This is a genomic window from Kocuria sp. APC 4018 (assembly GCF_030407675.1).
GTDB lineage: Bacteria > Actinomycetota > Actinomycetes > Actinomycetales > Micrococcaceae > Kocuria > Kocuria rhizophila.
Genome location: NZ_JASDCY010000008.1, coordinates 14,540 through 27,460 on the forward strand (window position 1 = coordinate 14,540; position 12,921 = coordinate 27,460).

At 69.9% G+C, this 12,921-nt stretch carries 10 protein-coding genes; 5 read left to right on the forward strand and 5 right to left on the reverse strand.

Features of this window, described 5'->3' with window-relative positions; translation table 11 throughout:
* Positions 1–2: 2 nt before the first annotated feature.
* Both QL985_RS02685 and QL985_RS02690 read left to right on the forward strand, forming a co-directional pair.
* Complete coding sequence (locus QL985_RS02685) at positions 3–863, forward strand: phosphotransferase (protein WP_257744211.1); 861 nt, start codon at positions 3–5, stop codon at positions 861–863.
* 41 nt (positions 864–904) lie between these two features.
* Positions 905–1,486, forward strand: coding sequence for an exonuclease domain-containing protein (locus tag QL985_RS02690; protein ID WP_065118191.1), 582 nt, complete (start codon positions 905–907; stop codon positions 1,484–1,486).
* Positions 1,487–1,595: 109 nt separating this feature from the next.
* Here QL985_RS02690 and QL985_RS02695 read toward each other — a convergent pair whose 3' ends face one another.
* The 3 genes from QL985_RS02695 to QL985_RS02705 all read right to left on the reverse strand — a co-directional run bounded on the left by QL985_RS02695 (position 1,596) and on the right by QL985_RS02705 (position 4,613).
* Entirely contained in the window at positions 1,596–2,657 is a 1,062-nt protein-coding gene (locus QL985_RS02695; RefSeq protein ID WP_259906086.1) for an ADP-ribosylglycohydrolase family protein, read from the reverse strand.
* Positions 2,658–2,805: 148 nt separating this feature from the next.
* Positions 2,806–3,585 carry a hypothetical protein gene (locus QL985_RS02700; RefSeq protein WP_259906087.1) on the reverse strand — a complete coding sequence of 260 codons (780 nt, stop codon included), beginning with the start codon at positions 3,583–3,585 and terminating at the stop codon, positions 2,806–2,808.
* 314 nt (positions 3,586–3,899) lie between these two features.
* A complete protein-coding gene (locus tag QL985_RS02705) occupies positions 3,900–4,613 on the reverse strand; it encodes a DUF6318 family protein (protein ID WP_259906088.1) in 714 nt (237 codons plus the stop codon).
* Between the two features lie 395 nt (positions 4,614–5,008).
* On the opposite strand from QL985_RS02705, the gene QL985_RS02710 reads away from it, so the two are divergent.
* From QL985_RS02710 to QL985_RS02720, 3 genes are read left to right on the forward strand one after another with little or no spacing between them, the layout of a single operon-like run.
* Positions 5,009–6,229, forward strand: a complete 1,221-nt coding sequence (locus QL985_RS02710) for an exonuclease SbcCD subunit D (protein WP_259906089.1) — start codon at positions 5,009–5,011, stop codon at positions 6,227–6,229.
* Positions 6,226–9,462 (forward strand): SMC family ATPase, encoded by a 3,237-nt coding sequence (locus tag QL985_RS02715; RefSeq protein ID WP_259906090.1) that lies wholly within the window; start codon positions 6,226–6,228, stop codon positions 9,460–9,462. The genes QL985_RS02710 and QL985_RS02715 overlap by 4 nt, the downstream gene beginning before the upstream one ends.
* A gap of 9 nt (positions 9,463–9,471) precedes the next feature.
* Entirely contained in the window at positions 9,472–10,761 is a 1,290-nt protein-coding gene (locus tag QL985_RS02720) for a hypothetical protein (protein WP_223246096.1), read from the forward strand.
* A gap of 219 nt (positions 10,762–10,980) precedes the next feature.
* Here QL985_RS02720 and QL985_RS02725 read toward each other — a convergent pair whose 3' ends face one another.
* Both QL985_RS02725 and QL985_RS02730 read right to left on the reverse strand, forming a co-directional pair.
* On the reverse strand, positions 10,981–11,664 hold the full coding sequence (locus QL985_RS02725; protein ID WP_047979316.1) for an MBL fold metallo-hydrolase: 684 nt from the start codon (positions 11,662–11,664) through the stop codon (positions 10,981–10,983).
* A complete protein-coding gene (locus tag QL985_RS02730) occupies positions 11,661–12,758 on the reverse strand; it encodes an S-(hydroxymethyl)mycothiol dehydrogenase (protein ID WP_259906466.1) in 1,098 nt (365 codons plus the stop codon). The genes QL985_RS02725 and QL985_RS02730 overlap by 4 nt, the downstream gene beginning before the upstream one ends.
* Positions 12,759–12,921: the final 163 nt, after the last annotated feature.

Here is a 12,921-nt window from a genome sequence, read left to right on the forward strand (position 1 = left end):
CCATGACCTTCGCCTGCGGACACCTCCCCTTCGCCAACGCCGTGGAAGCGGTTCTGGCGGAGGCCGGTGTCTCCGTGGAGCGCTCCGACTGGGAGCTGCACGCGGGCGGCTCGGCGCACATCGTGGTCAACGCGGGCCACATGATGAGTGTGCGCATCGCCAAGAACCCCACCTCCGGTGAGAACGTCCGGCGTCGGACGCGGGCGCTGTCCAAGCTGCCGGAGTTCGACTTCACTGTGCCCCGACCGCTGACGCCCGTGATCCAGGACGGCCGCTACACGGCCGTCGGAATGACGTGGATCCCCGGGGCACCCCGGGCTCCGGGACCCGTGGACCCCCGTCAGCTGCGCCGTGTGCTGGAGCAGATCGGCCGCGCGGACGCCCGGGCCGCCGAGCCGTGGCTGGACCGCCCCGGGCAGCACTGGGGCGGGCACCGGCGCCGCCACGTCCTGCTGGAGCAGGTGCTTCCCCGGCTGCTGCCACGCAGCAGGGACCGGGCGCTGCACGCCATCGAGGACCTGGTGGCGCTCGAGAACGCGACGCCCCAGCTCGTCCACGGGGACCTTATGGGCTCCAACATGCTGTGGCAGGGGGAGCACCTGGTGGGCGTCATCGACTGGGACCACGCGTGCCTGAGCGACCCCGCGTACGACATTGCCTCCCTGGGACTGTGGTTCGGCTGGCCCAGCGTGCGCGATGCCACGGACGAGGTCGGCTACGAACGGGCGCGTCTGCACGCCCGGATCTTCCCGCTGCAGGCCGTGGCCTACGCGCTGCACCACGAGCTCGACGCCGCCCAGGTCCGCCAGGCGGTCGAGAAGGCGGACGCCTGGTACGAGTCGCGCGCCGTGGCGGCCGTCTGAGCCACCCTCATCGTGTCGGAGCGGGGCCGTACGCTCACAGCGTGTCCGTCAGCTTCACCGCCATCGACTTCGAAACCGCCAACCGCAGCCTCGCCTCGGCCTGTGCCCTGGGAGTGGTGCGCGTCCGGGACGGTCGGGTGGTCGACACCCGGTACTCCCTCATCCGGCCTCCCGCGGGCCACGACGGTTTCGAACGGGGCAACGTGCGCATCCACGGGATTCAGCCCGCGGACGTGGCGGACGCCCCCACGTTCGACCAGCTCTGGGACTGGATGTGCGACAACATCTCCCCGGAGGACCCGGACTCCGTCCTGGTGGCCCACAACGCGGTGTTCGACACCGGTGTCATCAAGGCCGCCAACAGCGCGTGCGGGGGTGCATCCCGGGTCTGGGACTATGCCTGCACCCTGAGGCTGGCGCGGGCGGCGTACACGCTGCGCTCGTACTCCCTCCCGAACGCCTCCCGCGCGGCGGGGGCGGAGGTGCGTGATCACCACAACGCCCTGAGTGACTCCCTTGCCTGCGCAGGCATCGTGCTGGACCTCGCCCGACGCAGCGGGGCGGAGAGCATGGCGGAACTGGTGTCGCACTACGGCGTGCGGATGCAGCGCGCGGACCTGTAGCCGGTTCGGGCGCGCCCTTCCACGTCGCCTGACGACTGCGACCCGCCAGGCACCCCTGCTGCGATCCGCTCCAAGGCCTCAGCCCCGGCCTGCCACGATCACCACGGGGTCAGGCGCACCAGCGGGAGATCCACTCGTCGGCCAGCGCCAGGAGATCGGCCCGGGTGGCGTCACGAGCGGACGTCCCGGGTGTTTCGGAAGCGGCCGGATCCGTGCCGCTGAGCCCCCACATGGCAGCGGCCACCGTGGTGGCCACGGCTCGGGCCGCGGTGTGGACCGGGGTGTCCCCGGGCAGCGCCGCAGAGGCGCGTCGAGCGGCGTCGTCCCCCGGAGTGGCCGAGGCCGGGAACTGCAAGGGGGCGGCGTCCGCCAGTGCAGCAAGTCCTAGAGCCAGGGCCGTCGACGCCGCGTGCTCGCCTCGTACGGCGAGATCCGGTGCCGCGGCCAGCAGCTCGCGCCGTGAGCCCGGTTCCGTGCACTGCGCCAGCAGCTCGAGGGTGCGGGGCGCGGGGCGGGTGACGACGGCGCACACCCGCGCGGTCTCGGTCAGCACGTCCTGTACGGTGGCACCGGTCTCTGCCGCGCGGGCGGCGGCGTGGACCGCGAGGGCCATGCCCACGGCGGCGGTCTGCGCCTCCGGGCTGCCGTGGGTGATGGCGGCCGAATCCACGGCGAGAGCCACGAGGGTCTTCCACCCGATGGTGGGGACCATGCCGTAGGGAGCCGTGCGCGCGAGAACCTCGGGGCTGTCCGCGGCGGGAAGCACAGGTCGTACGACCTCTCCGAGCGAGCCGGTGGCCAGCGCGTCGAAGGAGTCGCCGGAGTGCTCTCCCGGGGCGGCGACGACTGGATGGTGGCGGTCCAGGTCGTCGGATGGCGGGTGCGGGGCGTCGTCGGGCAGCTGCGCGCCGTTGGCCACGGCCCACCGGAGGTAGGACAACCAGGCGCACGCGGTGGGGTCTGCACTCTGGCCGTCGTTGGCCCAGCCCGCCACCTCGTCCAGCGCGGCCACCGTGCGTGCGGCGAGCTGCGTGGCCTGGTCGGGCCGGTCCGTGCCCGCGGCGATCCACGGTGCGAGAACCACTCCGCGGACCATGTCCGGGTACCGGTCCGACGTCGCATCCAGTCCTTGGTCTCGTGCCAGCAGCTCGGGTGTGTGCTCGGTGGTCATGGGACCAGTCTAGAAAGACTCGCCGGTGTGGTGACCATGAGGACATGGCGAGCACACGAACACCGCAGACGCACGGCCCCGGCGGGCAGGAGGACGAGGTGGTCTCTCGCCCTGGCGAGGTGCCGCGGGCTTGGAGGCGTCCGAAAGGTCAGCGGGAGGCCCCGGGACAGCCCACCCCGGAGGGATTCACCCGGCAGTCGTCCGCAACGTTGTGCACGGTGGCACGCCAGACGTTCAGCTGCACGGGGGCGGAGGTCACTTGGTTGTATCCCGCCACGGGCTGCCACCCCGTCCCCGCGATGTTGTACTCACCGTAGAACCAGGTGGTGAGGGTGACCGAGTAGTCGCCGGTTGAGGTGTACACGTGCGAGGTGTCCGTGGGAGTGTCCCACGCACCCTCCGGCAGGGGAGCGCCGGTGAGGGGAGTGGGGCCCAGGGACGCCCCGTCCCCGTAGTTCCAGGTGTACTGGGCGGGGTAGGCGCGCACCGACACGGGGTAGCCACCCAGGGTGGTCTCGAACGTCTGCGGCTGCGCCACGGCGTAGACATTCGTGTTCATGTTCTTCAAGGTGTCCGGGGCGGGCTGCACGTGGTTCTCCGCCGGAGCCACCGCGAGGCGCTGGAAGTCCTGGAGGGTGAACGTGGGCAGTGGCACGTAGCCGTCGTCTCCCGCGCCGCCGGCCTGGGTATCAGAAACGCACATCTGAGTGCCTCGAGGTGAACGCGCGCCGTCCGATGCCCCGCCCACGACGATGTCCATGGACACCCCGGTCTGGCCGGAATCGTCCGTGCACTCCTGCTGGGCCCGGCAGCTGCGCAGGGCGGCGCCCTTGTCGCCGGTGCAGGGATCCTGGAGGCCGTAGACCGTCTTGTTCTTGGCGGTGTCCATCATGCGGGCGTTGAAGAAGATGGAGTCGTCGTCGGACATCAACTCATTGCGAAGCGCGCGTTGAAAATCTGGGTCTGTGTCGGGATCCCATATCGCCCCAGATGCGTGAGACAAATTGTTGGTGGCGCCGCCACTGGCGGGCGCCCCCATGCCTGGGTTTTTGATTTCGAGCGACACGCGTATTTCATCCCCGTTCGCCCGACCATGGCTGGTCGCGAGACCCGCCTCGTCGGCCTGACCCCACCCGTCGGAGGAATCTGCAGCGTAAACCGGTGCCTCAATAGAAAGCGTGGCGACCATTAAAGCGAGACCACAGGCCACTTTGACAGCTCTCGTGTGTTTGTTCGATTCCGTCACAGTGATCCCCTGGGGGAGGCGGTGATGTAGATCCAGCTTTGCCCCTTGCGGATTACCGAGACATCAAGAAGGTTATCTCTGCTATACGGTTCTTGTCGATTTACAATTTTACCGTCGTCTATAACGATCACTCCTGAACTGCGAGCGTCTATTGGGAGAGTATATTCACCAGAGGCTCGGGGTTGGAAAGAGTTGGGGAGGATGTGTGATGATTCCGCCCCGCCAGCCATCCATGAACCAGATGCGTAATTTTCCTCGATTCGAGTGAACTGGTTGAAGCATCTGTCACAGGACGAAGAAGTGACATCGCGAACAAGAGACGTGTCGCCCGTCTGAAACGCATACCACTGCGCGTCCGCCCGGTAGTTGAGAAAGGCCTGCGCGCCCGCCTCAGTCTCCTCCTTTGCCTCGGGGGGCATGACCGGCTTCGGTACGTTGCGTGCGGGGTGCTCCAGTGTGGCGGGCTCGTAGTCGTCTGGCACCTTCTGTCCGGTGGCCAGGACGGTGGGCTCCTCGGGCCGCCAGTCCTCGGGCAGGGCCGCGTTGCTCGATGTCGTGGGGGTGGCTGTGCTTGTGGGCTTCGCGGAACCGGTGTCGGTTCTTTCCGGTGAGGGTGACGCGGAGGAGGACGTCTCAGCGGCCTGGGTGTCGGCGGTGTTGTCCTGCGGGCTGGCCCCGCAACCCCCCAGGACGAGGATGCCGAGGCCCACCAGGGCCAGAGTCCGCGCTCGCGTTCGTGCCGTACCCGTGTGCAGCATCTTCCACGCACTCTCCCTGTTGTCGTTCTCGAACCGGTGTGATGCACCTGACAGTAACCAGAGCATAGGGTGAAGACTGCCGCCGCGGGAGTGGTCGGCGAGCAAATGTGGACAACTCTAAAGATGCAGATGCATGACTGCACGTCAGGGGGGTGTGACGCCCCGCCCGTACCTGAATGGGTCTCGACGCGACCGCTGACGTCCAGGCGCGGTTCATGAGAAATCACGGAGAACGCAGGGCCCGGCCCGGTGCACGTGGGCGCGATGCCGCCGACCGGGAGCGGGACACGGGCGCGCCATGTGTGAGAGCCCTTATGAGTGTCTGAGACCCCCGTTACGTTTGATGCATGCTGATACTGCACACCTCCGACTGGCACCTTGGCCGGACGTTTCACGGGGTCGACATTCTCGACGTCCAGCGTCAGGCGATGTCCGAGATCGTGCAGTGGGTGAAAGAGCGCGGGGTGGCCGTGGTTCTGGTCTCAGGGGACGTCTACGACCGGGCTCAACCACGCACGGAGGTGGTCGAGCTGCTCAACGCCACCCTCGGAGGGATTCGTGCGGCGGGGGCGCAGGTGGTGCTCACGAGCGGCAACCACGATTCTCCGGCGCGGCTCGGATTCGGGGCAGAAATCATGGCTCACGGCGGTGTGCACCTCCTGACATCCGTGGCTGGAGCAGAGTGGCCCGTGGTGTTCCGCCGGAGGAACGGCTCGGTGACAGCGGAACGAGCGCCGTCCGTCGCCATGAAAGACGCGGGAGATCACGGGGATGCTCGCGAGGACGCAGTGGCGGTGTACGGCATCCCGTACCTGGAACCCCGGGCCGTGGCGCCGTTGCTCGACTGCCCTCCAACGCATCAGGCGGTCCTCGGTGCGGTGGCCCAGCGCATTGCCGGGGACAAACGGACCCGGGCCGGCATCCCCAGCGTGGTGATGGCGCACGCCTTCGTCACGGGCGCCGAACCCACGGACCCGGAACGCGTGGTGGACTCCGGGGGGTTGGGCACCGTGTCCGCCGAGGTCTTCGCCGATCACGACTACACCGCACTGGGACACATCCACCGGAGGCAGCGGGTCACGGGCACCGTGCGCTACAGCGGTTCCCCGGTGGCCTACTCCTTCTCGGAGGCGTCCCACACCAAGGGTGCGTGGCTGGTGGACATCGGCGCCCCTGGGGTGAGGAAGGTCGAGGAACTCGAGCACGAAGCCGGACTTCGCCTCGCGCGACTGCGTGGACCTCTGGCCACGCTGCTTTCCGCCCCGGAACACGCCGCCGCGCAGGATGCGTGGTGCCAGGTGGTTCTCACGGATCCCGAACGGCCGGCGGCCGCGATGGAGCGCGTCCGCACCCGATTCCCCCGCACGGTGGAACTGCGGTGGGAGCCCGAGGGCGGACGCAGCCTGTCGCCGCGCAGATACAGCGCCCAGGTGGCCGAGGCGGCCAGCCCCGAAGAACTGTGCGCCAGGTTCTACGACCACGTCCGGCACCGCGGGCTGTCACCAGAAGAGGCCCAGGACGTGCACGATGTCGTGGCATCGGTGGCGGGCGCAGGGGCGCAGAGATGAAGCTGCACCGGATGGAGATCGCCGCCTTCGGGCCTTTTGCGGGTCATGAATCCGTGGACTTCGAGGCGCTCAACGCCGCCGGCGTGTTCCTTCTCAACGGGGAGACGGGCTCCGGCAAGACGAGTGTCCTGGATGCCATCTGCTTCGCGTTGTACGGCACCGGCCCCACTACCGCGGCCAAGGGTGGCCGCAAGGCCGGGCACAGCGATCACGCGGATCCGCACACTGCGCCTCGCGTGGAGCTGGAGTTCACGGCCAGCGGCCGTCGCTGGCACGTGAGCAGGACTCCCGCGTGGCGGGAGCCGTCCACCCGGGCGGCGTCGGGGTGGAGCGAACGGCACGCCACGGTGCTGCTGCGCGAGCTCGTGGACGGTGGATGGTCGGAACGGGGATACCGCCCGGATGACGTGGGGCAGATGATCCACCACGCGATCGGACTGGACCGCGAGCAGTTCACCCAGGTGATGATGCTGCCCCAGGGCAAGTTCGCCCGTTTCCTGCAGGCGGGCTCCAAGGACCGGGAAGAGTTGCTGGAGACCCTGTTCGGAACGGATGTCTACGCGCGGATCCAGGACGAGCTCAAGGTGCGCGCTGACAGTGCACGGGCGGAACTGCGCGAGGCGGAAGCGGAAGCTGAGCGCACCCACGACCAGCTCGAGCGGTTCCGTGATCGGGTGGCACTCGTGGTTGAGCACCTGCCCTCGGACGCCGAGGAAAGCGTCCCCGGACATGCGGACGGGGCGTCGGCGGAGGGGCTCGCTGGTGAAGACAAGCGGGCATCCACCGAGATGGCCGACGCTCCGCGCGACGGCGGGCAAACTCCCGCACCCGGGACGTTCCCGGCCGACGGCGCTCCGACCGCCGAGGCCGACACGGCCGAGGTGCGCTGGGGTCACCTCCAGGCATCCTGCCGTCTGGTGGAGGACACCCTGACCACTGCGCGGTCCCAAGCAGCCGAGGACCACGCGGCGGCCCAGCAGCAACTGGCCCAGCTGCAGCGCAACCACGAGCAGGCGGGGCGGTATGCCCGGCTGAAACACCAGCGGATGGAACTTGCGCAGGACGCCGATCGGGCCGAGACCACAGTGGCCCGGCTGCGGGACCACCAGGCCGCGTCGGGTCTGCGGGAGATGATCACCGGCGCGCAGGAGGCTGTGGCCACGGTCAGCGCCGCGGCGGCGCGCGTCACGGGGCTTCGGGAGGGCCTTGCGGTCAGCAGCGCGTCGGGAACGACAGCCCGCCGGGTCCTGGGGGATGCGGCCACGCTGCTGGACGAGCAGCTCGACCGCGGGGAGTTCTCCTCCGAGCTGCGAGATGCCGTCGTGGCCGCCCGAGAGACCGCGCGCGCTCTGGTCGAGCGTGCAGAGGCCGCGCAGCGCGAGCACCAGGACATGCTGGCGCAGCAGGAACGGCTCACTGCCCTCGAAACCGAGGAGCACCGTGTGCGCGAGGGTCTGGGCGCGGCACGGACCGAGCTGGCGAAGTCCGAACAGGCTCACAGCGCGCTCCTGGCGGGGGTCAAGGACGAGGCACTTGTTCGAGACCGGGCCCGCGCCTGCCGGGACGCGGTGGCGGCGAGCCGTGAGTACGCGCAGGCACGCTCCGTGGAGGAGCGGTGCCGGAGCGCCTACGAACAGGACGAGAAGTCCCGGCGCGTCGCGGCGCTGCGCGTGGAGGAGCTGGAGGGGCAGCGCTATGCCCGGGCGGCGGCGTCGTTGGCCGAGGAGCTCAGCCCCGGGCACCCCTGCCCCGTCTGCGGGTCCACCGAGCATCCGGAACCGGCGAGCGCCACCTCCGAGGAGGACGTCAGCGCCGAGGTCCTGGACAGGGCCCGAGCTGCCAGGGAAGGCGCTCAGACGGCAGCGGACCGTTCACACGCCGCGTGGCAGGACGCGCGGGACACCGCATCGCAGGCGCTGGCGCGCGGGGCGGATCCGGATCTCGAGGCGGTCGTGCAGAGAGCAGGCGCTGCCGAGGCCGCAGAAGCTGAGCTGGACGCGCGGCTGTCGGAGGTGGAACGCACCGCCACCACTCTGGCCTCGACCCGAGACCGGGTCGCGCAGTGCGAGGCGGCGCTTGCCCGGAAGGTGACGGACGTGACAGCTGCCAGGACTCGGGTGGAGGCCATGGCGGAGCACGACGAGCAGGAACGGGCTCACCTGGCTGCCAGCCTGCGGGGCTTTCCCTCGGCAGCCTCCTTCCTGGAGAGCGCGGAGTCTCTGTCGGACGCCGTCGAGGCATGGGACACCGAGCACCGCGTGCTGGAACGCGCGCGTCACGAGGCCCAGTCCGCCGAACGCGCGGTGGAGAAGGCCCTGGAGGCCTCGCCGTTCGCGTCGGAGGACGCGGTGCTGCGAGCCATCCTGGAGGACCGCGATGCCGCTGAGCTCACAGCATGGCACGAGGAGTGGGCGCGTGACGTTGCGCGGGTCGAGGCCGAACTCGCGACCCAGGACATGCAACGGGCCGCGCGGCTCTCGGAGGAGGACCGCGCGCAGCTCACGGACCACGCGATGGAACGGGCTGCGGCCCGGTGCCGAGACCTGGAGGAGTTGCGCGACCGGCTCACCCGGCAACTCGGGGGCTTGCACGCGCTGCGCCGCGATCTCGATGCCGCTGCGGCTGACGTGCCGGCGCAGGAGGCCGCGCACCGGGTGGCACGGGAGAGAGCGGAACGTCTGGGCGGACTGGCGGACGTCGCCACCGCCACCTCCTCCGAGAACACGCTGCGCATGACACTGACCTCGTTCGTGCTCGCGGCGAAGCTCGAGCACGTGGCGGCGGTCGCGTCCGAACACCTCTCCCGCATGTCCTCCGGTCGATTCACCCTGGTTCACACGGACCAGACCCGCGGTGGTGGCAAGTCGGGGCTCGGACTGGAGATCGACGACTCCTGGACCGGGGCGCGCCGAGGAACCGAGACCCTCTCCGGTGGTGAATCCTTCTTCACCTCTCTGGCGCTGGCGCTGGCCCTGGCCGATGTGGTGCGAGCAGAGGCCGGCGGTCAGGAGATCGACACGCTCTTCGTGGACGAGGGTTTCGGGTCCCTCGACGAGCAGACCCTCGAACAGGTCCTCGAGGCTCTGGACGGGCTGCGCCGCGACGGCCGCGTGATCGGTGTGGTCTCCCACGTGAGCGAGATGAAGCAGCGCATCGACACCCAGCTGGTCGTGACCAAGACCCCCCAGGGTTCGCACCTGGCGGTCACAGCCGGTCCCCTGACCGCCCAGTAGGCTGGCGGCGTGAACTCTCTGACCTCGCGCGCCGCCCTCCAGCGCCCCTCCGGTGCCCCGACTCCGCGGGAGCGCTGGGTGCGCAGCGACCGTCAGCTCAGCGCCATCACTCTGCTGCTGCGCCTGCCCCAGGTCATGGCCCCTCTGGGCGTCCTGACCTGGCTTGCCGTCACCTCGTCCTCGGCGTGGGCCGCTGCGCTCGGTTCCGCAGCACTCTGCGCGGGCATGGCGGTGTGCGCCATGGGCATGGCGGTCTTCGCCACGGTGCGGTGGCGGCTGTGGATCCTGGCGGCCGTCGCGGTGATCCAGTGCACGGTCATGTGGCAGCTGTCCCGGGTGGACATCACCACGGTGACGCCCTCGAGGGACGGGGTGCAGGAGTTCCTGCCCTTCTTCATTGCAGGCCTCTCCCTGGCACCCATGGGTCTCGCGGCGCGGCTCCGCTGGGCCTCGGTGTGCGAGGGGGAGGACCGCCCGCAGGCCTTTGGAGCCGCCATGCGGCGCGAATCGGTGAACGAGGCGCTCGCCACCGTCCTCGGTGCCGCCCTCACCGGGCTGCTCGCCGTGGTGACGGGCCCCTCATCCGTGCTGCAGGTCTCGGCGGTGCTGTCCGTGGTGTTCATGGCACTGTTCGTCCTGCACCCCTCCGCCCGGCACCCCCAGGCCAACATGCCGGTGAACCTCTGGTTCCGGGGATCGTGGTCGTGGCACCGGGAACAGGCCGCCGTCTTCCGGCTCCGGCACAGTGTGCTGTTCGGCATCGCGGCGTTGAACGCGCTGCTGGGCGCAGCCCAGGGGTGCCTGGCGGTCTACTCCGTGTCCCTGGACACGGTGGAGTCCATGGGTGTGATGTACGCGCTGCTGGGTTTCGGGGCCGCCGTGGGCTCAAGCCTCGCGGTGCGGTTCCGCCACAGGATCACGGCGTCCAACACGTGGGTGCTCGTGGCCACGGGTGCCCTGCTGACCACCATGCTGCTCTCCGGACCCTCCGGTACCGTCGGCTACGCCATGGTGCTCATGACCGTGGGGTTCTTCTCCGGCCCGTGCCTGCTGGCGATCCACAGCTGCGCGGGGCAGGTAGACATGGCCCACGGCTACATGGGGCTCGTCGCGCTCATGAACGTGGCCACGGGAGCGGCCACCGCGATCGGACTGATCGTGTGCACCTACCTGGGGGTGTACTTCGACTACATGACCGCGGCCATGATCCCCGTGGCCGCGGCCATGCTGCTGCTGGGCAGCGCTCTCGTCTTCAGCCACGGGTTGCGCCGCGCGCCCGGGACGGACCCCACGATCTGAGAAGATCTTCGGCCCACCGGGCCGTGGGGGAGAGGACGGGGACAGAGGCCCTTGCGGAAGCGGGCCCTCAGTAAGCGGCCCCGGAGACAGCAACTCGAAGGACGTGGGCCAGGAGACAGCGGCTCCCGCAAAGCCGGGCCGGCCGACCTCGGGTCCGTCCGGGCACGCGGAGGGCCGTCGCCCAGCAGGACGACGGCCCTCCGCGTGGGGTGCGGCGGGTCAGTGACCGCGCGCGATCCACTCGGGGAGGTGCGGCTTCTCGTCCCCGATGGTCGTGGAGTCACCGTGACCGGGGAGCACGAGGGTGCCCTCGGGCAGACTCAGCAGGCGCTCGTCGATCGACTCGATGATCGTGGGGAAGTCCGAGTAGGAGCGCCCCGTGGCCCCGGGCCCTCCCTGGAACAGGGTGTCGCCGGTGAAGAGCACCCCGTGGTCTCCCAGGTCCGGAGCATGGAAGACGACAGAACCGGGGGAGTGCCCGGGCGTGGCCAGCACGGTGAGGGCCACCGATCCCGCGAGGAGCTGCTGTCCATCGGAGAGCGGCTCCGGAGCCGGGCCGTCGGGGTACACCGCATGCCACAGCATGAGGTCCTCGTGGCTCATGAGCACGGGGGTCTCCCCACCCAGGCGGTCCACGAACTGCCGCACGGCCTTGATGTGGTCGTCGTGCCCGTGGGTCAGCAGCACGTGGGTCACGGTGCGGTTCGCCACCGCCTCCAGCACGGCACCGGGGTCGTGGGCGGGGTCGATCACGGCGCACTCCGCGGCAGTGCCCACGATCCACACATTGTTCTCCACCTCCCACGAGCCGCCGTCGAGGTTGAAGGTCCCCTCGGTGACGCACTTCTCAACGGTCACGCCACCGCGGGGGTCGGTGAGCACGGTCTCGGGCTGCCGCGTCATCGGTCGAGCTCCACGACGGAGCGCAGGACCTTGCCGGAGGACATGGTCTCGAAGGCCTGGTCGACGTCGTCGAGCGCGATGCGCTCGGACACGAAGGCGTCGAGGTCCAGGCGCCCCAGGACGTACTGGTCCACGAGCATCGGGAAGTCCCTGGAGGGCAGCGTGTCCCCGTACCACGCGGACTTGATGGAGCCGCCGTGGGAGAACACCTCGTCCAGGGGCAGATCGACCGTGGTGCCCGGGTTCGGAACGCCCACGAGCACCACGCGCCCCGCGAGGTCCCGTGCCTGGAACGCCTGCATGAACGTGTCCGCGACCCCCACGGCGTCGATCACGAGGTCCGCACCGAACCCACCCGTGAGCTCGCGGATGCCCTCGACCGGGTCGGTGGTGCGCGAGTTGATCGTGTGGGTGGCACCGAGGCGCTGCGCGGTCCGCAGCTTGTCGTCGTCCACGTCCACCGCGATGATCGTGGTGGCTCCCGCGAGCGCCGCCCCGGCAATCGCGGCCGTGCCGACGCCGCCGCAGCCGATCACGGCCACGGACTCGCCCCGCTGCACGGCCCCCGTGTTGATGGCGGCGCCGATTCCGGCGGTGACGCCGCAGCCCAGCAGCCCCACGGCCGCGTACTGCTCGTCCTCGAGGGGCGTGCCGATCGGCGTGCACTGACCGGCGGCCACCAGCGTCTTCTCCGCGAAGGCCCCGATGCCCAGGGCCGGTTCGAGCGCGGTGCCGTCCTCCAGGGTCATCTTCTGCGTGGCGTTGTGGGTGTCGAAGCAGTACCAGGGTTCACCCCTGCGGCACGCGCGGCACTCTCCGCAGACCGCGCGCCAGTTGAGGATCACGTGGTCGCCCACGGAGACCTCGGTGACGCCCTCGCCCACCGCGCTGACCACGCCGGTGGCCTCATGCCCCAGCAGGTAGGGGAAATCGTCCCCCACCCCGCCCACCTTGTAGTGCAGGTCCGTCTGGCACACGCCGCACGTGAGCACGTCCACCAGGGCCTCTCCCGGCCCCGGATCCGGAACCAGGATGGTCTCCACCGTGGCGGGCTCGTTCGCCGCCCGCACCACTACTCCCTTGACCTTGTGCATGCAGTTGCCTCCGTCGTGCTGCTCGGTTGCCTGTCGCTCCCAGTATGCGCGGTCCGCTGCGCGCCGTGCAGCCGCTCCGCGGGGATTCGCCGCGCGGTGAACACCACGGTGCTGCGCCGCGCAGGAACAGCTGCCCACGACGACGCCGCCCACCGCCCCCGGC

Excerpts from the sequence above, each read along its gene's own strand:
- QL985_RS02710 (WP_259906089.1), top strand. The coding sequence starts at position 5,009 with ATGCTGATACTGCACACCTCCGACTGGCACCTTGGCCGGACGTTTCAC.
- QL985_RS02700 (WP_259906087.1), bottom strand. The coding sequence starts at position 3,585 with ATGTCCGACGACGACTCCATCTTCTTCAACGCCCGCATGATGGACACC.
- QL985_RS02725 (WP_047979316.1), bottom strand. The coding sequence starts at position 11,664 with ATGACGCGGCAGCCCGAGACCGTGCTCACCGACCCCCGCGGTGGCGTG.
- QL985_RS02695 (WP_259906086.1), bottom strand. The coding sequence starts at position 2,657 with ATGACCACCGAGCACACACCCGAGCTGCTGGCACGAGACCAAGGACTG.
- QL985_RS02730 (WP_259906466.1), bottom strand. The coding sequence starts at position 12,758 with ATGCACAAGGTCAAGGGAGTAGTGGTGCGGGCGGCGAACGAGCCCGCC.
- QL985_RS02715 (WP_259906090.1), top strand. The coding sequence starts at position 6,226 with ATGAAGCTGCACCGGATGGAGATCGCCGCCTTCGGGCCTTTTGCGGGT.
- QL985_RS02685 (WP_257744211.1), top strand. The coding sequence starts at position 3 with ATGACCTTCGCCTGCGGACACCTCCCCTTCGCCAACGCCGTGGAAGCG.